The organism is Pseudomonas kairouanensis (assembly GCF_004682055.1).
Lineage (GTDB): Bacteria > Pseudomonadota > Gammaproteobacteria > Pseudomonadales > Pseudomonadaceae > Aquipseudomonas > Aquipseudomonas kairouanensis.
The window spans coordinates 191,386-215,120 of sequence record NZ_QUZU01000005.1; the positions used below are offsets into that span (position 1 = coordinate 191,386).

Sequence of the window (23,735 nt, forward strand, 5' to 3'; positions counted from 1 at the left end):
TCGGGCATGGCTGGTTGATATCACCTGCGTATCGCCTACCAGCAGGGAAACGCCAGAGCTCCTCGCAGCAGGGTCTTCCGCGCGCACCTCCCTGCTACCGGAACATGGTTACATTTGGGGAAGCTGTAGATTTCAACTGCTCCAGAACTCTATTACGTGAATAAAAGGTAAATGTTGTAATGAAGTTTGATTGCGTAAAAGTTTCCGGAACGCTCGACTATGTACGATCTGTGATGCCCATGAACGGTGGGTATAAAGCCAAGGTCAGTATTGATGGATCTATAATTCCTAATTTGACATTGACCAATAAAATTTACGAAGAATTAGAGGTTGGCCAAAGTGTGACACTTTATGGGATGTTCAAGAACAGTAGTAAAAAAGAAAAAAATATTGGTGTGATTTATGGTGTTCAAAAAGAAAGTGGCGAGAAAATGTTCGCTACTTCCTTTAGGCTCATGGTACCAATGATTTTGGCGGGCGCCGCCGCTCTCGGGTTCTGCATGGTATTTCTCATCGGCTGGTTTCCTTCTTTATTCGCATTGATCTTCTTATTCGGACAAGATCAAAGCTACATGTATAACGCTACAGTGGTTACCATATTTGAAGCAGGGCTGGTTGCGCTGTTTTTCCTTTGGCGCGCCTGGGTAATTTTCAGTGCCACCTCAAGGCCGGAATCGTGGGAAATTATTGCCCCTTCCACGCTGTCGAGTCGCTTCAGCAAGTTTCATAAGGAGTAATGTTCGCGGCTGGCGGGAAAAGCGAAATGATTGGCCCACAAGTTCGCTAGGAACTGAACTCAGTCAAATCCCGGCGCACTACACATTAGGCAAGCGGAGCGCGCAGGCGTGCAGGATGAGCGCCCGAAGGGCCGAGACGCGGTTTGCCGTGGCTCGGTTCACGCCAGCCATCCGCCGAAGGTGGCACGCCATAACCACCGCCCAGCTTTGTGAAAAGGAGGCTGAAATGACCTGCGATTTACTCCGCGAGCGTGAGAGAACTAGACGAAGGGTTCTGTGGGCGCTTGCCAGCCTACACCCCGGTGATTCAAATGCATCCGACCTCCTTGCCGTCCTAGATGATCTCGATGACCAAGAGCGAAACGACACTCCCTGCAGCGATAAGCCACTCGAGATCATTGAGGTTCATAATTCAGTCTCAGCGAAGCGTCATAACTCCGGAATCGACATCATTTTGGAGCGCGATATCCCGCAGCCCTGGCGAGAACGCTTTCTGCAAGCGAGCATCGGATCAACCAGAGTTACTGATGGGCCCTACGCCACAGACTGGGACAAGTTCCTGACTGAATGGGAGCGTGAGATGCAGCATCTGCAAAATCACCGAGTTGCGCAGGCTGCTACCAGCTAGAGCGGCTGGTTCGAGCGATAGCGGCGCAAGCACACAAGCAGTCGGTGACCGCTGAAAATCGCAACCTTAAACAGGAGCGGCATGGTGGAGCGACCTTCTTTTTTTATTGATTTTGAAGCCTCTGGAATAGCGCCTGACAGTTATCCTATCGAAGTCGCTGTCGTGTCGAGTGAGACCTCCTTCAGCTCGCTTATCAAGCCAGTCCGGTACTGGACGCACTGGTCGTTCGATGCGCAAGACATGCATGGTCTCACTCAGGATCATTTGCTTCAGGAAGGCGATACCCCAGTCGCTGTTGCGACAAATATGAATCAGCTGTTTTCAGGCCACGTGCTTTGCAGCGACTCACCTCAAGACAGTTTTTGGTTCGATGTGCTTTTCGAGGCCGCAGATCTGATGCCCACCTTCGAGTTGAAGCCTTTGGAGACATTTGTAGGCCGGGAGGCTGCCAGTGAAATCTACAGGCGACTGCCGACAATTAGGCCCCATCGAGCTCTGCATGACGCGACTGCTCTGATGAACGCCTGCCGTGCTTTTTTCGAAGCTTGAACTACTTTGCTGGACGGTTATCTGAAACCGCCCGGCCAAGTTATCTATTCGTAGATCCAGAGGTGACACACGTGCTCGATATTCTCGAGCGAGACATCCTGCCCTCCCGTGGACGGCTTTAGCTCATTAATCAATCGGCTGGTGAGCCTGATGCCAGATTTGCCTGCGCCCACTCCTGAGCGGTCGTGACTTGAATCGAATGCTGCGCATTGAAGGTGTTGGCTTTTGGCCAAGCCACACCTCTGCCTTGGGCGAATACAGCGCGATACTTCTTGATGTGATGCGTTGGATCTTTCTCCAACTCTTTGAGCAAGTACGGAACAGTCCACACGTTACGTTTGAATGGACGGCCCAGTACGCGTTCGAGAAGGCTCGCAACCTCTCCATACGTCACTGTGTCTCCTGAGAGATAAACGATTTCATTGTTAAAGCGCGGTTCGAAAAAAACGATTTCCGCTGTCAATGCACCGATGTCGTCTGGAGTCGTGAGTGTCACGCTGGTCTCGAGGCTACCAAGCGCGTTGACGGTATCGTTTTCGAAATCAACCACCTCGAATACAGGCTCGAACAGGAAGCTGGTGAACATACCCGTCGAGATGATCACCCATTCAGTTTTATCCTGGGCACGAAGCAATTCGCGGACATCAAGCTGAGCATCGAACAGATCCTGAGGGCTGCCCCGACCGATGACCTCGAAGTCGACACCAAACTGCCACGGGAAGTAGCGCTTCACACCGGACTTGAGCGCAGCGGTAGCCAGCTTCATCGGAGTTTCCCGGCCTGCGACCATGCCTGCACAGCCTATTACGGTATCGAAGCGTGCGAATACCTCAGCCAGTTGATCGATTGAGTCGTTCACAAGGTCTGCGGCCACCATCTGGATGCCTAGGCCCCGAAGCCCATCGATTTCGGCCTTTTTCTCAGGCACTTGAGTGTTGATGGTCGAGTCCCTGAGAAGGACGCTGATTGTGGAACCGGGCGCGCGCGCTGCCACGCTCGCGAGATTGCGCAAGACTGCGAGCCCAAGCTCACCGGCGCCTAGAACCAGAATGGATTGCGGGGAAAATTGGGTCACTTCGGTCATGATTTCTCCTGAGACCTGTTGCCTGTAAGATGAACCAATGCTTGCACGATTAGGCAACGCTCGTAAGAAGGCACACCTGTGATACCAGACAATGAAATGACCGATCAGGAGGCTCTTAGTCAGGCAGAGACAATCTGCCGAACGTTGAGGGAAGATGATGATGGTGTCAGGCGGGAAGTGCTTGCTCACGCAGGCAGCCGCTGGTCGTTGGGCATCCTGCACGCCTTGGGGGTGTACGGCACCATGCGTCATGCCGAAATAAAAAGGCAGATGACTGGTGTAACTCAGCGGATGTTGACCAAGACGCTACGCTCCATGGAGCGAGATGGCCTAGTGGTTCGCCGCGAGTTCTGTGAGGTTCCGCCACGTGTCGAGTATGAGCTGACTCCGCTCGGTATGGGGCTGTTGGTTCGTATGTCCCCTATTTGGACTTGGGTAGTCTCGAACGCCGAGGATTTCCGCAAGGCACGGCAGATTTTCGACAGCCAGGTTGATAAAAAACCTGAATGGCAAATACCCACGTCGATTCCATTGGATTGAGAACCGCCTCGATAATCATTGCTCACACCGCCCGAATGGGCCTGTGGCCATTGGCAAAGTCGTTGCTGTTCAAGCTTTCTCGCCACCTGCGCTCGCAGGCTCGCCAACCGTCCCTGAGATATTCACACGGATTCAGCCCATCGAAGCGCGCCGACTGGATAAGACTCATGATCACGGTCGGCCCGGCAGCTGCCACGCAGGGAGTCGGCGACAGCCAATTGAATTGTTCAAGCGCCTAGCTGAAGGTTTGTGTACGCAACCACGCTTCTACTTTTTGCCATCGGCCAACCTCGGAAAGCTTCGACCTTCCTGCATCTAGAATCTCAAGCAGTCGCTGTCTCTCCGCACGAGAGGGAAACCAATCATCAATCTCGACGCTGCAGTGAATGGACTCGCTCAATGCCCACCTAACGATCATGTCCGCAGCGGCTCTGTAGTGATCGGCCATGAATGGGCGATGACCACCCACAGACCAGCCGCGCTCCGCTAGCTCATCGGTCACGTCAATAATGCCAAGGTCACCAAAGTAGGCTGTGGTGTCAGGGTAATGAATGCCTGCTAACGACACCTTAGCCACGCCGGATTCCCGATCAAAATATGCAAGGAAATGCCACCCACCCGTGGTGCTTCCTGGATGTGGAAAATTGATGGCGGCTTTCCCTGTTATGTAGTGCTGATGCGAGACGCGTTTGAGGTCAAAGTCGAAAAGCGGCTTAGTCATTTGATTGCTCCTCAGCGCTTGGGGCTCTACCGGTGTCGCTACGAGGAATCGCCTTTGCGTCGAGTAATCGTGGTGATGCAAGTCTAGCAGCCTTCACATCCGAGAGCTCCAGAGTCCAAGGACGCCTTAGGCACAGCATGTAGTGCTTGAAAGTTTTTTAAATACTACATATGGTAGAGGCTACTTGGAATCACAGCAGGGCGATCCATGTCAAGTTTCATTCAATGGGCTATTTCGCTCATCAGTACCTTCGCCGCTTGGCACATGCGGAAGCGAAATCTGGGGCTGGCGTTAGCAACCCTTTGCGTAGGTGGGCTCGTCAGCATGTCTCTCGGCGATTTCACAGTCGAAGGTCGACAGATAGGCGGTTTCATCGAGTTCTTGAAAGTTTCCGTTACCGGTGGATTGCCGACGGCGGTTACCACATTGATCGCATGGGCTCTTATGCTTGGCTTCCTTGTAGCGGTCGTGCTCACCCTCGTGATCTATAGGAGGGAGGTGAAGGAGGCTGATACCAAGCGGGTTGTGGTCGTTGAACTGCGAGGCTTGGTTGATACTTCTGATGCCCCACTGATTTCCGCTATTCCTGCGAGGTTCATTGGGCGCAGAGAAGACAGCCGAGTAGAACTGCGCAGCATGGTTTCGCCAAGCGAACTAAATGTTCCAGCTGCGCTCGCAGAATTGGCACACATACCTCGCAACCTCAGGCTTCGGCGCGGTGACACTTCGAGATCCGATGTACAGGTTTTCGCTGGCGGCGTGATGCAGGTTCCGCTCTTGTTTTACGCGGGGGTGCTGCTTGATGACGAAGGTCGCGTGACGCTTATGGATTGGGATCGTACAAAGGAACAATGGCGGGAGTTGACGGACATTGATTCTGGCAATCGCTTCGAGGTCGACGGACTGGATGACGCAAAGCGCAGTGCCCCGGTCGTAATGGCAGTTTCCGCTTCTTACACTGCGGAACTTGCTGATATTAGAGAAACGTTTCCGGGTATGCCCCTGATACATCTCTTTCGCCCTTACCCACGTGTTAACGCCTTGTGGTCAGAGAAAGAACAAGTCGCTCTTACTGATCAGTTCCTCGGCGTTCTGTCCGAGCTCCAGAATCGTGGGGTATCGTGTATACATCTCGTTCTCGCCGCCTCAGCCAGCTTGTCCATTCGATTCGGTAAAGCCTATGACGCTCGCAATATGCCGGCGCTGCAGTGTTACCAGTGGGAGAAAGGACAAACACCTGCTTACCCATGGAGTGTCCGGATGCCCTTGACGCTAGGCGCTTCTGCTACCTACGTTCCCACAGAAATTCAAACTGCTTACGCCTGAGGTGTCCATGCTGCCCATGTTTGAGCCGAAAACCCGCCTCTTGGCGAAAACCATTCAGGTGGCGAATGAGGAGACCCAGTGGGAGTCCTTTATTGTCAAGCTGCTGAAAAAACTTGAACTGCCAGAAGAGAAGAGAAGGGCCGCTGAGGCTCGGTATTACGAGCTCGCCCGACATGTGGCGCATAAGCTGAATATGCGTGAAGAAAACGTGCATGTCGTCGTACAGGGTTCGATGCGTACCCAAACCACCGTTGCGGGCTACGGGCCGGAAAAGTTCGACCTCGATATAGTGATTAAGGTACGCGGTGGGCCTCTATCAGTTATGCCACCCGACATGTTCTTCAATACCTTCGGGGAGGCACTCCGGGGGATCCCTGGGGCTGGTGAACCTGAGGCGAAGAACCGTTGTTGGCGACTGCGATACCCCGGGGAGTCGTTCTACTTCGACGTTACTCCTGCCGTTCCCGTTTCGTACGCCATTACGGGTGCGGACTTGCGGGTACGCGATCAGGAGAAAGGTTGGAGCCCTTCAAACCCTGAAGAGTTCGCTAGCTGGTTCTGTTCAATTGCTCAGCTCAGATTTGCTTTTGAGCAGCGCCGGTGGTTGATCAAAGCCGAAGACGCTGTTGTTAAGGTAGATCCACTCCCCAGTGAGCCTGTGCGGATCGATGACATTTTGCGTCGGCTGGTACAGTTAATGAAGCTGCACCGTGATAGCTATTTCCGAAAGCTACCCGATGAGCGCCGCATGGCAATGCCGATTTCTGTGATCTTAGTTACGCTTGCGACCAAGGCGTACCAGGATATGGCAACTCAAGAGCCCAATGCTTTTGTATCGGCAATTGACGTGGTTTTGGAAGTTGTCGAGCGCATGCCTGTCTATATCAAGCGTGACCGCCAATTCGAGGTTAACAACCCTGCTTTAGAAGGCCCTTATCCAGAAAACTTCGCTGATAAGTGGAATCATGACGGTGGGCTTCGTGCCCGAGAGTTCAACACATGGCACCGTCAACTGAGCGATGATCTCTTCGCGCTCTTCGTAGCCGGTTACAGTAAGCGCTCGGAAGAAAAAATTCGTGCCGTTTTCGGGGAGGTCGGTGTGTCTGGGTGGAAGGAAATGCAGCCCCAGCCAACGGGTATTTTAGGTGGCCTCCTGGCAACTGCGCCAGGCAACTCGGCAACGCAGCCTCAACGGCCTCGCTCTACAGGGGAGCGCGACACGCTTGCTTGATCCGGGATTTGGAAGGACGCCGTATGAGCTTGCGGCACAGGCCATACAAGATTGGCTTGATGGGCCAGGCTCGACATTCGCGGTACCCTCTCGCCGCGCGCACAACAGGGGAAAGATGCATGTCTGGGATCTTGAGTTGGTACATCCTAGCCAAGGTTCCCAACGTGCCGAGATTTGTATTTCTATAGATTTTCCGGCTGTGCCCCCAGCCGTTTATTTATCCAAGCGACTTTGCCTAGTATGGCCGCATGTGGAAGAGACAGGCTTGTTCTGCCACGGTGTGCAACCCTCGCCGGATGACTACGACAACCCTGTGGGTGCCGTGAAAGCAGTGCTGACAAAGCTAGAGGACTTCTGGCAAAACACTCAGGATCCAGCTTGGATTCAGACAGAGTTCCAGAGAGAAAGCTTGTCGTACTGGGCGCGTTTTTGTCTGAGGCAAAGAGCTTTAAATGGAGGAGTGGCGCCAATCTGTGCTCGAGTAAATTATTCGCAGGTAGATGATCCAGTGGAAGGTCGGGTCGCAGCGTATTTTTCAGGGCAGAGAGAGAAACGAATTACGAGCCTGCTCGCCAACCTAGGTGATACAGACCCGCATTCCCTTGCCACCCGTCACGGCTGGTCGCACGGCACTTTGAAAAGGGGGGGCTCGTTATTTATTCCTTTACCGGACTCGTTTCTTTGGACTCCCGACGCCTGGCCGACCTCAATCGATGAACTCAATGCGCTAATAAGCCATTTGACCGGCGATACTCACAGGCTTAAAGCTTGGCTAATAGAAAAGAGCCAAAAATTTGAACAAATACTGATGGTTGTTTTCGTTCAGTCCGATGTCTGTTATGGCTACCTACTTGAGGCTCCAACGATTCCGGGTATGAGCAGGCCGCGTATCACTCCGATTTACTTTGACCGTGTGGATGCTAATTGGGCTTTAGCGCGGGATCAAAACCTGGGGGCGGTGGATCGGCGCCGAAGCGTTAAGGCTTTGGTTCTAGGTTGTGGCTCACTCGGCTCAATGGTCATTGAACACTTGGCGAGAGCAGGAGTGGGCAGCATTGACATCGTCGACAAGGAGAGTTTCGACGCTGCGAACTGCGCCAGACATGTGCTCGGTGCTGATAGTATCGATTTGGGCAAGGCCAATGAAATGACTTCCCGTCTGCTGCGACTCGTCCCTTCAGTACAGGTGAATGCACATCGCGTTAAGGCAGAGCGCTGGGTTCCTTCACAGTGTAGGCCAGGACAGTACGAGGTTGTGGTTGATCTGACGGGTGAAGCTGCCGTGCGCAGCATGCTCGTTCGGTATCGCAATCTGTGTTTCGATGGCTCAGCAATTTTCCACGCTTGGATGGAACCGTTTTGCGCAGCAGCCCACCTAGTCCACCTGGCTCCGGCGGATCAATACCCCGTTGAAGAGCCAGCGGTTGGTGTGAACGTCGCCCAGTGGCCATCCGGCACCCTCATCCAGCTACCTGCTTGCGGAACAGGGTTTCATCCCTATGGATCATCTGATGTCGCTCAGGTCGCAGGATTTGTATCAGAGCGTACGCTCGCTGTAATAGACGGTGTGGCTAAAGACTCCCAAGTGTGGAGTTGGGTTAGATCTGAAGGGTTTTTCAGCACTCTCAGCGTTGCAGCAGTATGTGGCCCGTATGTCCCAAAGACGAAAAGCATATTTGACTCTGTTCAGTTGACTCGATCATTCCATGATATTTATGGAGGGTAGATATCCTTTGCGCTTCCAAATACCAGATGCAGCCTGGTGTCTGGAGTTTCCTAAGGAAGCGGTGCTTCAGCTACAGGCGCTTGCCCAGAAGGGTGGGCAGTCACGCGAGTTGGTTGGACAGCTATACACCCGTGATCTTCAGGCTCTTTCAGTGCAGGTAGACCACGTAACGCTAATTGCGCCACTCTGGGCCAGGTTCACTTCTGTCCGTTTAGATATGAAGGCTGTACGTCGTGAGCGAGATCGCTTGTTTGTTCAGGGACTTCACTGCATCGGCTTCTGGCATTCGCATCCCGAGCTGGAGCCACATATTTCGCCGACTGACGTTGCCATGGCTGAGGAACAGGCACGAGCTGGAAAATCAGGTTACCAGGGGCTGGTATTCATGATCCTTGGCACCGCACCTGCACCAATGGGATTTGGAGTGTGGGTACATGATGGAGCAACGCTCTGGCGTGCTGAAAGCCTCATTCGATAACCGTCATTTAGTTGAGCTATCTAGAAGTTGCAGAACCAGCGAGGCCACATTTTTTGCATCATCAATTCCTCGATGATAAGTCCCGTCCCATACGATCCCCAGCTTTTCTATACAAGGCTTTAGGCCAGAGGGCCGTTGACCAGAATCGTATTCCACCCAATTTTTTACATTGAAGTGGGGGATGCTTTCCAGGATGGCGCTGCACTGATTGATTGCCCCATCGCGTTGAATCTGGACGGCGTCGTAACTACCCCATGAGGCCCAAGCAACATCATCATAGGTACTAATGAAGTCCCTGAGTCGCTGCATTGCGTCAGTAAAGCTGGGCGCCGAATCAATATCGCGTTGCGCTATGGTCGTCAGCTTCTTACAGAAAGGAGTGAGTACCGGGTGCAGGTGGGGACGTACAAAAGTCTGAAAGCTTTTCGTCTTTTGCTTCCTATGAAGATCTATCACGACAAGGCCGATCTCAATAGTCTCCATTTCACTGGGCTTCACAACCAAGGCCCGCGAATGATCACCCACCTCTATCTCATCACAGGTGGCCTCAAGGTCAACGCATAAAAGATACCGGAACCGCTTGAGGTCGTGGTAAATGCTCTGTATTACTCGGATAGGCATAGTCCAACAGGCCATCTGATTGGGGGAGATCTACGATTCTACGACCTTTCTACATTCGCCGCTCCGTTCGTTGTTTATGCCAAGTGCCAGCAGACTCGTCTAGTGCTGGAGCCTAGGGTATCAGCCAACTACAGGATCCGATTCGAGTAGTAAAATCTTCTGTTCGTGTCCTTAGTCCATTTCGAGCACGTACTGGAAATGGGGACACAGCTTTTTCGGATTGCACGTTATCAGTATCACTCATCAAGTGAGGTACCACATTGCATGCATTCGGGAGCTTTTAGGCCGTCTCCACAGATAGCGCAGCGTTGTTTATCTGCAACGCATGAACCATGCTCACAATGGTCGCAGAAATTCACTGGGCCTTCATCCCCTTGCGTGGCCGCTATGTATAGATCCGCAAAGTATTGCCCCGTAAGCATCGGGTCATCAATAGACCTCATGGAGTGTCAGATTTTAGCTGCAGAGCGTATCGACGGAAGGTACCTTTTGGCCCTCATCGTCGGATGGGCCGATCTTCACATGGTGTAGATTTTTCGAATTGGCAGGTGGCTAATTCTTGAGCATATACATTTTTGCCGACGAGACGAGTGAAAGCATCTGAGTCGGCCAATCCGACAAAATGATCTCCAACCGTATTGCCACAGGCTATTTCCGTAAGCACCGCTGACAGCTATGCTGGCGTGGCTTTCGATGTCGAGCGCATCAATCGGATCAATAATTAAGCCAGAAATTATTTTATGGCGCTAACTCGGTGGGCGATAACGTGAAATTGGAACGCTTGGTCGATATGCTTAGGGAAGTAACTGCGCTTTCACGGGAAGAATTCTCAGGAGTGGGCGTGATTGTACTGGAGGATAATGTCAGTCTACCAATATTTCCAATGCGCATTGATTTTGTGATTGATGGCTCCTTGGATAGTGCGCATTACTTGGCGGAGATATCTAATCCTAACAACGATTTGCACGATGGTTTTCATGTTTTGAATGCTGATCTAAAAGTTGTTTCGTTGGCGCAGTATTTCTCGCCTCCGATTCCGCCCGGTGTTCTGCCAAACCGAAATCGTGTATTCGGAGGGCGATATTTGGCAGCTCTATTTGGTTCTAGCTTGCCTGGGGTGATCTTTACTGGGATTTCCACGCCGAAGCTGGGTGTGGCTGTGTTTAAAAATGGCAGTGAAGTCTATTTTCAGGAGGCATAAATGTTTTCTACACTTTCTCCGTTAAAAGCTATGGTGCTTGTTGCTAAGATCTATGCTTTTTTTGTGACTTTATTGATTTTTTTAATGTTTGTCTGTGGCGTGGACGTGACGCTCCAGCACGCTCTCAGGATTGTAGTTGGCGGAGCTGTAGTATTAGAGATTTCATTGTTTCTGTTAGGCAGCTTCCTGTGGAGAAAGTTGTGGAGGCGTTTTCCAGCTCTTAATGATTGGGTGTTTCCGGATTTGAATGGTATGTGGGATATGAGTATCACGTATGTTTGGGACGGTAAAGGTGGCTCAGCAAAAGCTGTCGCACATATTAAGCAAAGCTTGTTTTCAGTGAGCATGGAAGTTCACTCTGAAAGCTCTGACTCCGAAACGCTTGTGGTTAAAACTCTGAAAGATGTCAACTCTGCTCGGCCTGTGCTTTACTATTTTTATAGGATAATCCCGAAAGGTTGTAACGATGCGGTTGGAGGCGGTTATGAGGGTGCATCAATTCTTAAGCTTTATGGTCATGAGGGTGACGTATTAAGAGGCAATTACTTTACGAGTCGAAAAAGCCAAGGGCAATTTTCACTGACAAGACTGCGGTCATAGATTCTGCACAAAAGGGCATAGACACGGGGTCATATGATGTTTGCGCATATGTTTTAAACTGTGCATATTATCCACAAAGCTGGATGTTGATAAAGCCTGCGACACTAGCAACACCCTTTCACAAACTCCATAAGTAGAGAGGAGGGTGGCTTGATTATCGCCTCGCTGCACCCCACCGTCGGATAATGAGTTGTGGGTTACTGCCAAGCGGAGCGCGCAGGCACGAGGATGAATGCCCAAAGGGCCGAGACGCCGAAAGGTGGCTCGGTTCACGCCAGTCGACCCGTAAGTGCAGGCTCAACTATGACGAAATCCTGAAGTACCTGCGAGCAGGGACGCGAAGGACGCGGTGTATTGCAGCACTCATATACCGATGGCCCAAGGCCGAGAACTTTAGGAGCTGATCACTACGCTCCGCGCCTCAGGCGAATATCCATTCCTCGAATCGGTTTTCAAGGAGTCCGCGACGGATTCACCTTGCTGATCATTACGCCTTTCAACCCGAACTAGCATTAGCGCAGGCGGAGTTTTCTGCCGCTGCGGTGCTACCGTAACAATCATTCTGTTTCGACCTTTACACACATAGTTAGAGGGAGGCAGGTGCCTTGGGAGCCTGAATGGCAAAACCCTCCTTTGGAAAGAACTGCTGAAATTTATGTAGGGCGTTCTGTAATAGCTCATCAGTGTTGGGGTAGTCACCGCTGTACCGCCCGGACTTGGAGTTGATCTTCCAGTTACCCTTTCCGGCTTTATGCAATTCACCAGCGATGCGGGCTGGCTTGAACCCGGTGATGCTGGGGTGGCCGCACTTCTCTAACCGGCCATTAATCTTTACGGTGAGCTCCTTGCCAATGATCAAGGCCCCATCCTTAGATATTGTCCAAATTAGGTAGCTAGCCCCCCTCGTAAACTTGGTATTTAGCTCTACGATAGGTATACGCGGTGCGTCATAAAGGCAGACTGCAGTAGGGTTCTTGAAGATATCCTGCTCACGGATTTCTTGCTCTTTAAGGTAGAGTGGGGCTCTCAGTTCACCGTACGTCTCATCCAAGTAGCGATCCATGGAGGTGTCTTTCTCCACGAGGCGCCGCATGAACGAAGGGAAGAACTGGCCGTCTTTAGCTTTGAAGCTTTTGGCAGTGTGGTTGCTTAGCAGGAGGTTTAGGACGACGTTGCCGTAGAACATATCGTCAGTAAAAACAGCAGAAACCGCGTCCCCCTGGGGGACGTCAGTGGCATCAATGAACGCCTTGAAGGCGGGTGTGCCCTCGTAAAAAAACTGTGCTTCCCACTGGAAACGGGCAAAGCCCTTGGTCAAAAATCGGACTTTGTCTTTTTCCCACTGCTTGATCTGTTCCTCGGATGGCTCAAGGTCATCGCTGCTTGCGGTAATCTCAGTAGCGTTGGGGTTGTTGGATACTCCTTTTTCCGCTTCAGCTTTCTCCTCGGAATTCAGTTCGGATAGGTCTGGGGCGTTGAACGCGAACGACTGAGTCCTCACTTCCTGGCGGATGTGGGATATCTCCCTCAGGCGGATTCGGAAGGAAATGCCTTCCACAATGTTGTATTCGTCAGCAGGGAACCATGTCTTCCAGTCCTGAGCTACCTGCTGCTTTATTCGGTCGCAGGTTTCCAGTGCATAGTAAAAGGGTAGGCGGACTTTTTTATCTGTAGGCACGATCAGTACGTCAGGCTCGAAGAGTTCAACTGGATCGCTCCACGTACCATCCGGGTTCATCGTTTGTAAGCCAAGTGCCCACACTTCTCGCATCTGTTTGCGCTTTGTGGAGTAGCCTGCTGTAGGAATGAGCTTCGCTCGGACGTATGGCCCTAGTCGGTCGTCGTGGATGTACAGAATCTGTTCATGATCCTGCTTGTAGCCCACTATGCAAATGGCGTGGTCGCCTTCGCGTTTCGGCCTGTTCTTGCCTGGCCCGCCGAGGGAATGCACGTCCCCGATGAAAATCAGGGGCAGCTGACTATCGATGTGGCTCACCACAGTCTCGAAAAATCGCTTTTCGTCGGTACCTCGGAGGTTCTCCTGGTGATGCCTCAAGCCTTCAGCGTCAATTGAACGCAGCATTTGCTCGGCGTTCAGCTCAGTGTTGGGGAAGCTGTTCGACGAACCATTGCGGTCGTTCAAGGCGTTCATCGTGATTTCACTACACGAATGTACGCTTCGGATGCTGTGCCATTGCAACGCATGTAGGGCAGACCAGATCGCGGTCGTTGCACAGGCGGCGATGACTTTGTCCTGCTCCTGGAAGGCTAGGGACTCGACACTCAGGCTGATCCCGAACAGATCGACCTTGTACTGCCGGCTGAGCCTACGTTTGCGTTTCTCATTCGTAGACTCGTCCTCCATCACCTTGAGGCACGTCTTGCCTATGAAGGTTTTAGGAAGCGGTTTGATGACCATGAAGCCGAGATAGCTGGCCTGCAGTGTCCTCATCAGCTTTTCGGCCTCAGGGCCACCGGCGAGGATCTCAGAAACCATCCCGTGATCCAGTGGGCAGGCGAAGAAATGCATCCGGGCGCATTTGTGCCCGTCATTACCGTAACGCTTGGCGTAATAGCGCGAGAAATCTTCCAGGAAATCCTTGTCCACGTACTCAAACTCAAGCAGTACGTTTTTCGCGTCGAGCCGATTCAGGTAGTTGAAGATGTAACCTACCTGGCGCTTCGTTAGGATATCCGGAAAATCGTAACCAAAGCATTCGCGAACCAGGTTGGTCATGGTGGATTGCGCGAATTGGGATACGAGATACGGAGTCATAGGCATAAAAAAAGCAGCCTTTCGGCTGCTTTCCTTGAAAAAGTGGTTAGAGGCTGCAGGTCTTCGCCAGCTGCTCACGGGTCACTGCCTTGGCAGCGATACGGTTCTCGATTTCACGGTCGTATATTTCCATCTGCCTGCGCGATTGCTCCAGGCGTTTAGAGACATTTCGGTCAGCGTCAACCTTGTTAGGGCTACGGGACAGGGAAATCAGTGCTTGCAGGCTCATGGCTATCTCGTCCAAAGGGCGCGGAAGATTCGCATTCAGGGTGCGAGCTTCGAAGGCATCATCGAACACAATCTAATGGTCGGTAAGGTGCTTCAGGTGTCAAGGGACTGAAGCGACCGGTGATTCTACTGGTGAATGATCAAAAACTCATCACCAGAATTCACTTTCCTACGAACCACTCGACGAATGCAATAGAATTCATAGTTAGGACACTGAATTCGTTCTTGGGTTTGATACGTTTGCGTACACGGGGTGAGTCAAGCACACGATTTCGCATTAGCAACCCGAAATCACCACGAAATTAGTCTACGCACAGGTTATCGGCAACGAACAGCGTAGATAGAGCGGAATCGTGCTCCGAATCGTTGAAGGCTTCGCACCAGGCTTGTTTTCCGTGTCAAAGAGACACCAAAGGCTTCAAACGCTTACGAAGTCACGCGTATCAGCTGTTCCAAGCAAATCCTTCCTCGAAATCCTGTGGCGAGCACCAGCCGGAAATAGAATACGGAAGGTTACCTGAATTGGGCTTTAAGCATTAGGAAGCCGCCTATCAATTAAAGGCATCCCCGCAGCATGGGGGGCCTCAATACCTAGAGCGCTGCTCTCAAACACTAGGCATTCTCTTCGTGGCAACGACCTTCTCTCTGTCCAGCACTACTCCACGGTCGTGCTCGAAGTCGTCCATCAGCATGTTTTCGGACAAATCATTGTGTGCCGCATGCCGCATGCCGCATGCCGCATGCCGCATGCCACTGGTTGTGAGGCAGGCACAGACTCGTCAGCACAATCGGATAAAATCATAAAAGAAACCAGTCGGCTGATCGTTTTGCCAAAGGTACACCGGCATGCATGAACCAGGTACTCACAGGGAGGAGCAGATGAAGCTATTTTTGGACTGTGAGTTCACCCAGCTCAACCGGGACACAAAGTTGATTTCGCTGGCACTCGTGTCCGAGGCCGGCCACGAATACTACGTTGAACTCACAGACACCTACCTAGTGGGAGACTGCAGCGACTTCGTGATCCAGAACGTCCTGCCTCAGCTTAACCTACCTGAACATGGGCAACCCCTGGTCGAAGCTCAAATCTCACTGCTCGCTTTCCTAAGCTACCTTGAAGGCCCGCTCGAGATTTGCTCGGACGCTCCGGATTGGGACTGGGATCTCTTCTGCCTATTGGCCTACGTAAATCATCGTTGGCCAGCTAATGTTGCCAATCGTCCAACAAACCTCATCCTACTATTCAGGCATCTCGAAGCGGATGATATCGGCAGCGTGACGCTCCCGGAACTTCCCCATCACGCGCTGCTAGATGCTCGCCTCTTAGCCGACCTTTATCGTCGACTGACTGCCGGTTCCAATCGAGACATTGAACATGGCTGATGATCTTCGTACGCGTGAGTCTGTCAGGCGAAAAGCCCTCTGGACACTTTCGCACCTAGTGCCGGGCGACCCACAGCTGCCGCTATTTTGAATGTGCTTGACGACATTGAAGACCAAGAGCGCGTCGACTTAAACCAGGGTCATCCGCATCTCGATATTGATGCTGTCCGCAAAGCAGTCCTGATTGAGCGCCACAGTTCCGGTATCAATATCGTTGACGAGGCCAGTATTCCACAGCCGTGGCGTGAGCGTTTTCTACAAGCGAGCACCGGCTCGACGCGCTTGGTCGTTGGCCCGTACGCCCATGACTGGGACAAATTTCTGACTCAATGGCAGGCTGAAATGAAGCACTTGGATGCTCACATGTCTGCAAGGCGTGAGCGTCAGCGTTAGGCGTCGGAGGGCACCTTCGATTGTCTACTTTGGATAGTGCTGACTATACTGGCAACACTAAATATCTGAGGTGTTACATGTCCCGTCTCGCTGAATTCCGCGCGCTTGAACAACAGCTTGCTGCCCAATTGGCAGAGCTTGAAACACTGAAAAACGATGATGGTCTGAAGCGCGAAATTGAATTCGAAACGAAACTACGTGACCTGCTTGGTGAGTATGGTTACAGCTTGCGCAACATTGTCGCGATTCTCGATCCGCAGTCTTCAAACCGCCGTGTTCCAGCCACTGCTGAAACCAAGGGCTCCCGTAAGGCTCGGGCGGTCAAGGTTTACAAAAATCCCCACTCGGACGAAGTCGTCGAGACAAAAGGCGGCAATCACAAGGTGCTGAAGGAGTGGAAAGCTGAATACGGTTCCGACACCGTCGAGAGCTGGCTGGCTCAGTAAATTCGGTTGAGTACAAATAAAGGGCCCTGCGGGGCCCTTCTTTATGGGGAATAGGAGATGCTTCGTTCAGCAGTGTTTCAGTTGGCAGGTGCCTTCAGGTCGGCAGTCGAGACGATGGTACAGACTGGCAATGTCCCTATGCACATCCAAGGTTTTCCACGCGGATGCTGCGGGATCATTTCTGAGCTCATGGGCGACTATTTGAACACCGTAGGGGGCGGCGAATTCTTCTACGTTTGCGGGATGAAGGACGGCGCTTCACATGCCTGGCTTGAAGTCGACGGCCTGATCGTCGACATCACCGGCGACCAATTCGCCGACCGACCTGGTATCTATGTCGACAAACCAGACGCTTGGTATGGCGAGTGGGAGGAGGACATCAAGCGCTTGGCGGTTCATGAACCCTCTGCATTCTTTTATGGGGAAGAGCGCCGATTCCTAGAACGCGTGCTAGAACACATCAACCGAAATGAGGCAGCTGGCGCTGGCTTACCAAAGTAAGCTAACCGCTCGCATGTCTGCCTGGGCTATACGTGGCCAGTTATCGCGGAGATATGGATGTTTAGTTTCTTGAAGGATCGCAGGGAATTCTGGTTGTTTTGCGGTGCTTGGATTGCGTTCGGCCTACTGCTAATCGTGAAGATAAAGCTTGATGTGCCGGCTGGCATGAATGAATGGCCCCGACTGATTACGGCGCTTCAGTCTGATGCCTTCGAAGATATCGCGGGCGATTTGCTGACGGGGGTGATATCAGCGTATTTCTTTTACCTGATTATTGAGTTAATACCGAGACGAAGATCCGAGAAAAAAACTCAGGCAATACTCAGCACGTTGGTGTCATCTTTAGTTGAAACCTTCCTTCACGACCGAGTGATGGCTCACGCAGAGCCACTCGGTAAATTTCATGCGTTAGATGTCGAAGAAGTCGCCCAGTCCAGGACTCTGCTAAATGGCAAGCCCGATTTGAGACAGTTTCTATCTTTAGCCTTCATCGCCAAGTGGGGATATCCAAAATTTTCAAACTCATTGCAGTTGGCCGTTTCACTCGGTGTTGATCATGCTCGAGTTTGGATGGATTTAACGGATTGTGTAGCTAGGATTAAAGACCATGGTGAGCGCGCTGATCGAACGCAGCTACTCGGAAAAATGGTAGATCTGATCAATCTGGTGGGTAAGCCGGAGATTGATGAGAATGTTGAGGATGAAGCGCTTATTTGGCAGTACATGATGCGAGATGATATGAAAAAGTTTCTTGTCCTCGCGGAAGATTGGCAGGGTATATGTCACTGAGCTTGCCGAGTCACGGCTCAGGTTAAGGGCGTCGCGTCATCGTCCGGCAGCTGGCATTCGGCATCAACGGGCGTGCTTCACCGGAGCCAGGGATTACGAGAGCCTTTTCCCTTTAGGCACGCACAACTATCGCAGTAGCGGAGCGCAGAGCCGACTAGATTGAGTGGAGAAATTAGATGGGCATGACGGACGATGAAGACACTGTCTATTGCGACATTCAAATGCCCTTGGCGCAGGGCAGAGAGCTTCTGCAGTTGGTGAGCACACTCAGGGAGTCGAATGCCTACCCGACCCTAGATGGAGTCTTTGAGCGCATGCAGGATGAGCTCAGCACCTCAATCGATATCATTGAGAACCCACCGAACTGGGGGCCATGGCGTCAGTGAATAGACCTCCATTGAGCACCATTTTTAAATTTCTGAACCCGTGCGAATCGGCTGTGGCTGCAAGCAGGTTGCTTACACGCTGCCGTTATTTCTGAACCAGGTCTTTGTATAACTCACGGGCCTCAAGGATCTGATCCCTGATCTCCTCGGGGTCAATCCGCATGCCGCCTCGTGGTGTCACTTGCAGAGTCTTCAGCCCGTTGGCTGCCTTGATAAACGCTCGCTCCTCTGCCTGAACCCATTCAGGACGTTTGTCCTTCCAAAATGACCATGCCATTTCGCCTAGCCTCCCACCACGATGTATAGAAGCTAGTATGTGGTAGCCGCAGGGAATGTCCAAGCTGGGTAATGACTTTGATAATTGTGCAAGCGGAGCGCGCAGACCAGGAGGGTCGAAGGGCATGAGGATGGAAGCCCGAAGGGCCAAGACCTGTCGTAGACAGGGCTTGGTTAACGACAGCCGTCCCTGCAAGGGCATGCTACGGCCAATGGTGCTTCAATAACTATCGAGAAGTACGCTGATCGAATGACCTGGGTACAACTCCCTGTGCGCAAAGATCGTATGTCCTGCGCAATGCCACCTCGTCACCAGACGACACCCTGACATGAGTAAAGATCGTCGACAGAAAGCGTTTCCTTTCGCCGTTGCCGAGCTCAGACCAAATTCTAGGCTGTCCTTGTGCATCAGGAATCGCCAACCGGTCGAGGAGATACTCTTCCAGACTGTGCAGACGTTGTTGGCCATCAATCAAAATTTCACTGTTTTCGGCTAATGCCCTGCTACCGATCACTGGCTCGTACCAGTCATTCGTGAGGTAGCTCCCCAGATCCGCGCCCGACCATACTGCGGAAATGAAACGAGCCTTCTGCCCAAGGTTCCACTCCAGCCCGCGCGCCCACGATGGAACGGGCATGCCCATAACGAATCGCGCCGCCCACGGAAACTGCTCCCGAACGGAGGAGGGGTCTACCAGATACTTTTCCCAGTTGCCGACTAAGACTTCGAGGGGACAATGACTGACGGTCGTGGGCAGAAGACGCTGCGGCATATGGATGTGCATGTCTGATGTTCCGCCGTCGGCGTAACGTTTAAAAAGCGAGGTCATAGTTTTCCTGGGCAGCTCAGGTTGGTCGAAGTATTCGGGTAAGTACGAGTGCATCGCCATGCATCCACCGTTGCAATGATCAGCAGATCCCGATCTGTGGAAATATCGATCTGCCCGCTATCGGCCAATGCATGCGCATAGCCCTCGGCATAGGCTGCCGCCTTGTTGAATTCGGATGTGCAGGCTGAGGATTCGATGTAGCCGATCAGCCGCTCCCATGTCCGCCGTTGGCGGTTGCCGATAATCGTGTAGGGGAACGATAAGGCGCTGTTCAGGCGCCGTGAGAAGTCATGTGTAGAGAAGGTCAAAGCCGTCGCTCAAAAAGGGTACTTACTCATCACAAACGGTTGGTTTCGGAAAACCTTGAGCCTGAAGCGATTTTTTTAAGAGATACAGATTTGCCCAAGCACGGCAGCTGGGACTGATGCGTTGGAGGACTGTCACATCAGGCAAGCGGAGCATGCAGGCACGAAGATGGAAGCCCGGAGGGGCAAGATAGCCATTGAAAATGGTTGGCTTGATTCACGACAGCTGGCCCGAAGGGCGTGCCAAATGCCGTTCTGCATGAATAAGCTCTCTGACTGAATTTGCATGCTGTCAGCATTACTCAAATACCCTGTTCCAGGCCCGTTTATACAGCTCGTTACAGGCATCTGGTGAGCCACCAAATACACCTCCAGCTACCCGTTAAGCGCCAATATCTTCTACTGAGCCAAAGCCATAGAGTCCAAGATAGAAGGCGCAGTAAAGGAAGGCTGACTCAGCCCTACTGCGTACTAACTGACTAACGAGATCTTATAGCGCTGGAGCCAGTTCCTCTTCTAGCTCCAGCGGCTGGCCTGGTATGTACTCTATGTAACTGCGTATCAACCTGCACTCCCTTGGCTTAAATAGCTCATCAAAAATATCATCCAGCAGCTCCAGAATCTCCTGAATCATTTTCTGGACGTCATAGTCTTTTGCCGTGAATCTGACGTAGACAGGCTTTCTTCTGCTCCCGTTAACTGCGATGAGTTCATAGTAGTAGATTCTAGCTCTTTCTTGTTCCTCGCTATCTCGGCGAGCAATTTCAACCTGAAGTTGATGAATGGTTTCTGGGTCATAGTGAATTCCCTCTTGTGTGGTTAGTTTGTGCCACGTCAGTCTGGAGCGCTTTAGTTGTCTGCCGCTTATATGATTGCCGTCAAACTCAAACGAAATGCCCTTGGGCTCGCCTTCGCCGTTGAGCGTCAGGTTGATGTAGACCTTTTGCTTCCTGAGCAGCCGGGTGAACGTGAACATATCCCCATCGACGGCGTTGGTGGCTTCGATAGCGCCTGCGATCTTGGCGATCATTTTGTGCTTGAGCGGTAGGTCACCGTCCCGGATCGATGCTTGTAGCTCTGCGTGGGTAATGGAAACGCCCCAGGTGTCCTTCGGCTTCGGTGCTTTTGACAGGCTGAAGCGGGCTTCTATGGCCGACACTGAGTCCAGGCTGATGCTTCGCTCGTTGCTGTCTTTGACCATGGAGAACTCGTCATTGAGGCGAATCCTGTTGGCGACGATGTGGACGTGTTGATGGTCTTTGTCCTGATGCATCACAGCGACGTATTGGTTGGTTTCGTCGAAGCCCAGGTCTGTCATGTATTTCTCGACAGCTAAGCGCCACTGAGGGGTTGTCAGGGACTCGCCGGGGCGCAGGCTTATCATCGCGTGGAAGACCGGCTTGATGGGCTTGTCGGAGTCGATAGCGAAGCGCCTGAGCGTCTCGACTTGGTCGAACTCTCTAATCATCTCTGCGAGATCGTCTTCGTTACCCTGGAGAACACATGGCAGGGGATCGCGGCTCATTGTGTTGAAGCTGATGGTTCGGATGCCACTGATCTCGTGGTCGTGCTTCGTGCAGCCGAAAATGTACCTGATGCGGTTCTTGAAAGACCCTGCGGACTTGGGAAATATCTTGCCGATCATTTCACACCCCCAAGATTCACTTGAGCGATGTACTTCACTTTCTCAAGCAGTTCGGAGCTTGGACGGTCGGCGTTGATCATTGATGCCAGATTCATGAGCTCACGGGCGATCTGAACAACGTCCTGACCGACTTTAGGCTTCACTTGTCCGTTAGCAACGAAATCGCGAATGAACGCTCCAGCGGACTTGTATCCTGCCTCAACGACTTTAGCATTCATGGCATCGAGCTCCGTTTTGTTTAGTCGCAGGGTGATGCGGGATTCTTTGTTTTGTCTCTCAATAGTTTTCATCTTGGCTCACCTTTATCGTTTTTATATGAGCTTTGTTCTAACGCAACACCCGTAGGGATGTGAGTATCTAGCCCTACTTGTCTGACATAGACACAACTGGCTAAAAAGAAGCTCTAGATCTATTGTGCAAAAAGAGTTTTAGGTGGGGCTAGTGGTTTTGCTAATTATTTTGATTTATTTGCTTGTATACCGAAACTTTCGCAAGGTGTGAATGCGAAATCGTAGTATTGGAGTGCGAAATCACTCTGGTCGAGTGCGGTTTTACTTTAGGTAAGTGCGGAGCTCACAAGGGATGAGTGCGAAGTCGCAGTATGGTCTTGCGACTTCGCTTTGACAGTAAGTAATATGGAAGGTATATCAGTTGTAGAAGGTTATACTTGGGAATATACCAGTCTCTTTACCTTCTTCAATGATACTGTCAAATGGATCAAAGAACTTCTCTGGTGTACTGAGCTTTGCTGTCCATGTCACAAGCTCTGGATATCCCATTACGTAACATGAAGAATTCATTTCTTTACCCAGCCCAAGAACTCGTTCCGAGTAGCTCTCCCATTCATTGATAAAAGTTTCCTGGATAACTATAAGATTTCGGATCACTTTGTCGTGCGTTTCAATCTCAAAGATATCTTCGCCAAAGTGAAACTGCAGGTTCTCACCACGTCTGAGGTACTTAATTGCTCCTCTCGTTTGATCAATAGCTTTATCAAGAGCCTTTGAAACTGTCGAGATCTTTCTTTTTAGAGTTCGATCTAAGGACTTCTCCGTGTTTGGACTGTCCTTGGCCTGAATCAGCAGCAGATATTCGTCGGAGGCAACTAAAACGTCGACGAACTCTTCATTGTTATCTGTGCGAAGTGGGTTCAGGAATATTGAGTCTTCATGAAATACTTTCTGAAGTAGCTTAACAATATCCATCTCTTGAAAGCTACCTGGCTCTAGCCTCTCAAGGGTCGAGTGGCTCACAGGTGGGCCTTTTTGAAACAGATTGTTCATGGGTACTGCGTCTAGAATGAATAAATCCTCGATCATTAGAGGTTCAAGGAAATTAACCTTGATCGAGTTCTTATCATCCTGAAGCGATCTGCGCATGAACCAGTGATTAGTTAAGTCACGAATTTCATAAGCAGCCTCAAGGCTTGATGGGGCAAGCTTGTATTGGCCTTTGTCGAACTCTGCGAACTTTGTGTTCTGCGACCTGTAGCCAAGAAGTTCGCGATTGTTGTCGTCAAAGAAATGAATGTCGAAGCTTTCCGATGAAAGCAGGTCAAATATGGAGTGTCCCATCTCATCGTCTAGCAGGGGAGTAACAACCATCAGTGGGTTGAGCTCATCATCTTCATATGTAGTGACCAGACCGTGGTAAGTCTCTCCGTTCATCCGACATGGGGCTAGATAGAACCCGATGCGCTGCTTGGCTTTTGCGGCTAGTACGGCCTCCTTGGGCACTTTAATTATGAGGAGGAGCGTACCTTCCTTGTCGTTTGCAATCGTACTTATCCCGTGATGTAGATCTCTCACGTGCTGCATCAGATGTGGATAGCGGATGGTCAGCATTGTGTCTCCATGAGGCTGGCATAGATCAATGTGCCACTACTCATAGCATGAAAGTGGCAGCTATTCACTGAGCAGGAGAGGGGAAAAGTAGGTAGTGCCAGTCGGTAGTGCTATGGCTGGAGGCACTGGCGCTCAGCGTGGAGTCCAATCGGTCTGTCCAATGTTTTCGCTGTCAGGGTAGGAGGGCGGTATCGATGTCTGCACACAGAATGTACACGATCACAGCAAACCCCAATGAATTAAGGCTTTGGTGATCCAATCCATCATCGGCGCAACGGAAAAGCGCCGAGAAAGAGGTCGTGGTAAAGCGGTCGTCAGGGGCATTGGGCAATCTGAATGGGCAGGGCAGAGGGCGTGAGTTTATCAGGAATCCTTGGGCAGGATTCCTGGTCAGTCTCTACGGCTTCTCGTCAGCCCGTCACGACCGTCCCATTATGGAAAATCTCGCGCCGAGCCCGGCGGCTGATGTTTTCATGTTTGCTCAGGGTATA

Annotated in this window: 26 protein-coding genes and 1 pseudogene; 16 read left to right on the plus strand and 11 right to left on the minus strand. The window is 51.6% G+C overall.

Annotated elements, in window-relative coordinates:
• Positions 1-179 precede the first annotated feature (179 nt).
• The 3 genes from DYL59_RS06890 (at position 180) to DYL59_RS06900 (ending at position 1,914) form a co-directional block, all read left to right on the plus strand.
• Positions 180-737, plus strand: coding sequence for a hypothetical protein (locus tag DYL59_RS06890; protein WP_073637055.1), 558 nt, complete (start codon positions 180-182; stop codon positions 735-737).
• A gap of 226 nt (positions 738-963) precedes the next feature.
• The gene (locus tag DYL59_RS06895) at positions 964-1,365 is read left to right on the plus strand and encodes a hypothetical protein (RefSeq protein WP_073637358.1); all 402 of its coding nucleotides are present in this window, start codon (positions 964-966) and stop codon (positions 1,363-1,365) included.
• Between the two features lie 81 nt (positions 1,366-1,446).
• Positions 1,447-1,914, plus strand: coding sequence for a 3'-5' exonuclease family protein (locus tag DYL59_RS06900; RefSeq protein ID WP_135288498.1), 468 nt, complete (start codon positions 1,447-1,449; stop codon positions 1,912-1,914).
• Positions 1,915-2,044: 130 nt separating this feature from the next.
• On the opposite strand, the gene DYL59_RS06905 is transcribed toward DYL59_RS06900, so the two are convergent.
• Positions 2,045-2,998 (minus strand): aromatic alcohol reductase, encoded by a 954-nt coding sequence (locus DYL59_RS06905; RefSeq protein ID WP_135288499.1) that lies wholly within the window; start codon positions 2,996-2,998, stop codon positions 2,045-2,047.
• 96 nt (positions 2,999-3,094) lie between these two features.
• Here DYL59_RS06905 and DYL59_RS06910 point away from each other — a divergent pair, with 96 nt between their 5' ends.
• Positions 3,095-3,538 carry a winged helix-turn-helix transcriptional regulator gene (locus DYL59_RS06910; RefSeq protein ID WP_073637053.1) on the plus strand — a complete coding sequence of 148 codons (444 nt, stop codon included), beginning with the start codon at positions 3,095-3,097 and terminating at the stop codon, positions 3,536-3,538.
• 235 nt (positions 3,539-3,773) lie between these two features.
• Here DYL59_RS06910 and DYL59_RS06915 read toward each other — a convergent pair whose 3' ends face one another.
• The gene (locus DYL59_RS06915; protein WP_073637051.1) at positions 3,774-4,259 is read right to left on the minus strand and encodes a hypothetical protein; all 486 of its coding nucleotides are present in this window, start codon (positions 4,257-4,259) and stop codon (positions 3,774-3,776) included.
• A gap of 207 nt (positions 4,260-4,466) precedes the next feature.
• On the opposite strand from DYL59_RS06915, the gene DYL59_RS06920 reads away from it, so the two are divergent.
• The 4 genes from DYL59_RS06920 to DYL59_RS06935 all read left to right on the plus strand — a co-directional run bounded on the left by DYL59_RS06920 (position 4,467) and on the right by DYL59_RS06935 (position 9,020).
• Positions 4,467-5,585 carry an SAVED domain-containing protein gene (locus DYL59_RS06920; protein ID WP_073637049.1) on the plus strand — a complete coding sequence of 373 codons (1,119 nt, stop codon included), beginning with the start codon at positions 4,467-4,469 and terminating at the stop codon, positions 5,583-5,585.
• Positions 5,586-5,592: 7 nt separating this feature from the next.
• Complete coding sequence (locus DYL59_RS06925; protein ID WP_135288500.1) at positions 5,593-6,816, plus strand: nucleotidyltransferase domain-containing protein; 1,224 nt, start codon at positions 5,593-5,595, stop codon at positions 6,814-6,816.
• 322 nt (positions 6,817-7,138) lie between these two features.
• Positions 7,139-8,542, plus strand: a complete 1,404-nt coding sequence (locus DYL59_RS06930; protein ID WP_238340627.1) for a ThiF family adenylyltransferase — start codon at positions 7,139-7,141, stop codon at positions 8,540-8,542.
• Between the two features lie 7 nt (positions 8,543-8,549).
• Positions 8,550-9,020, plus strand: coding sequence for a Mov34/MPN/PAD-1 family protein (locus DYL59_RS06935; RefSeq protein ID WP_167496662.1), 471 nt, complete (start codon positions 8,550-8,552; stop codon positions 9,018-9,020).
• A gap of 3 nt (positions 9,021-9,023) precedes the next feature.
• On the opposite strand, the gene DYL59_RS06940 is transcribed toward DYL59_RS06935, so the two are convergent.
• The gene (locus DYL59_RS06940) at positions 9,024-9,656 is read right to left on the minus strand and encodes a 3'-5' exonuclease (protein ID WP_337678417.1); all 633 of its coding nucleotides are present in this window, start codon (positions 9,654-9,656) and stop codon (positions 9,024-9,026) included.
• Between the two features lie 739 nt (positions 9,657-10,395).
• On the opposite strand from DYL59_RS06940, the gene DYL59_RS06945 reads away from it, so the two are divergent.
• Positions 10,396-10,842: a diadenylate cyclase gene (locus tag DYL59_RS06945; RefSeq protein WP_073637041.1), complete on the plus strand. Its 447-nt coding sequence runs from the start codon at positions 10,396-10,398 to the stop codon at positions 10,840-10,842.
• The gene (locus DYL59_RS06950; protein ID WP_135288502.1) at positions 10,843-11,442 is read left to right on the plus strand and encodes a Cap15 family cyclic dinucleotide receptor domain-containing protein; all 600 of its coding nucleotides are present in this window, start codon (positions 10,843-10,845) and stop codon (positions 11,440-11,442) included.
• Positions 11,443-12,028: 586 nt separating this feature from the next.
• On the opposite strand, the gene DYL59_RS06955 is transcribed toward DYL59_RS06950, so the two are convergent.
• Complete coding sequence (locus tag DYL59_RS06955; protein WP_238340629.1) at positions 12,029-14,179, minus strand: hypothetical protein; 2,151 nt, start codon at positions 14,177-14,179, stop codon at positions 12,029-12,031.
• Positions 14,180-14,264: 85 nt separating this feature from the next.
• On the minus strand, positions 14,265-14,447 hold the full coding sequence (locus DYL59_RS06960) for a hypothetical protein (RefSeq protein ID WP_073637035.1): 183 nt from the start codon (positions 14,445-14,447) through the stop codon (positions 14,265-14,267).
• 878 nt (positions 14,448-15,325) lie between these two features.
• Between DYL59_RS06960 and DYL59_RS06965 the strand changes: the two genes are divergently transcribed.
• The 6 genes and pseudogenes from DYL59_RS06965 (at position 15,326) to DYL59_RS06990 (ending at position 18,344) form a co-directional block, all read left to right on the plus strand.
• Positions 15,326-15,829, plus strand: coding sequence for a 3'-5' exoribonuclease (locus tag DYL59_RS06965; protein WP_073637356.1), 504 nt, complete (start codon positions 15,326-15,328; stop codon positions 15,827-15,829).
• Positions 15,822-16,222: pseudogene (locus tag DYL59_RS06970) on the plus strand (hypothetical protein). The gene DYL59_RS06965 and the pseudogene DYL59_RS06970 overlap by 8 nt, the downstream one beginning before the upstream one ends.
• A gap of 77 nt (positions 16,223-16,299) precedes the next feature.
• Positions 16,300-16,668 carry a histone-like nucleoid-structuring protein, MvaT/MvaU family gene (locus DYL59_RS06975; RefSeq protein WP_135288504.1) on the plus strand — a complete coding sequence of 123 codons (369 nt, stop codon included), beginning with the start codon at positions 16,300-16,302 and terminating at the stop codon, positions 16,666-16,668.
• Positions 16,669-16,725: 57 nt separating this feature from the next.
• Complete coding sequence (locus DYL59_RS06980; protein ID WP_073637031.1) at positions 16,726-17,169, plus strand: hypothetical protein; 444 nt, start codon at positions 16,726-16,728, stop codon at positions 17,167-17,169.
• Between the two features lie 57 nt (positions 17,170-17,226).
• On the plus strand, positions 17,227-17,958 hold the full coding sequence (locus DYL59_RS06985) for a hypothetical protein (protein ID WP_073637029.1): 732 nt from the start codon (positions 17,227-17,229) through the stop codon (positions 17,956-17,958).
• 176 nt (positions 17,959-18,134) lie between these two features.
• Positions 18,135-18,344 carry a hypothetical protein gene (locus DYL59_RS06990; RefSeq protein WP_039757871.1) on the plus strand — a complete coding sequence of 70 codons (210 nt, stop codon included), beginning with the start codon at positions 18,135-18,137 and terminating at the stop codon, positions 18,342-18,344.
• A gap of 85 nt (positions 18,345-18,429) precedes the next feature.
• Here DYL59_RS06990 and DYL59_RS31915 read toward each other — a convergent pair whose 3' ends face one another.
• The 6 genes from DYL59_RS31915 to DYL59_RS07025 all read right to left on the minus strand — a co-directional run bounded on the left by DYL59_RS31915 (position 18,430) and on the right by DYL59_RS07025 (position 23,244).
• The gene (locus tag DYL59_RS31915) at positions 18,430-18,621 is read right to left on the minus strand and encodes a hypothetical protein (RefSeq protein WP_073637024.1); all 192 of its coding nucleotides are present in this window, start codon (positions 18,619-18,621) and stop codon (positions 18,430-18,432) included.
• Between the two features lie 226 nt (positions 18,622-18,847).
• A complete protein-coding gene (locus DYL59_RS07000; RefSeq protein ID WP_073637022.1) occupies positions 18,848-19,450 on the minus strand; it encodes a hypothetical protein in 603 nt (200 codons plus the stop codon).
• Positions 19,447-19,758, minus strand: a complete 312-nt coding sequence (locus DYL59_RS07005) for a hypothetical protein (RefSeq protein ID WP_073637019.1) — start codon at positions 19,756-19,758, stop codon at positions 19,447-19,449. The genes DYL59_RS07000 and DYL59_RS07005 overlap by 4 nt, the downstream gene beginning before the upstream one ends.
• A gap of 487 nt (positions 19,759-20,245) precedes the next feature.
• Entirely contained in the window at positions 20,246-21,400 is a 1,155-nt protein-coding gene (locus DYL59_RS07015; protein WP_073637017.1) for a relaxase/mobilization nuclease domain-containing protein, read from the minus strand.
• Positions 21,397-21,690 (minus strand): plasmid mobilization protein, encoded by a 294-nt coding sequence (locus DYL59_RS07020; protein WP_073637014.1) that lies wholly within the window; start codon positions 21,688-21,690, stop codon positions 21,397-21,399. The genes DYL59_RS07015 and DYL59_RS07020 overlap by 4 nt, the downstream gene beginning before the upstream one ends.
• Before the next feature lie 357 nt (positions 21,691-22,047).
• Positions 22,048-23,244, minus strand: a complete 1,197-nt coding sequence (locus DYL59_RS07025; protein ID WP_135288505.1) for a hypothetical protein — start codon at positions 23,242-23,244, stop codon at positions 22,048-22,050.
• Positions 23,245-23,735: the final 491 nt, after the last annotated feature.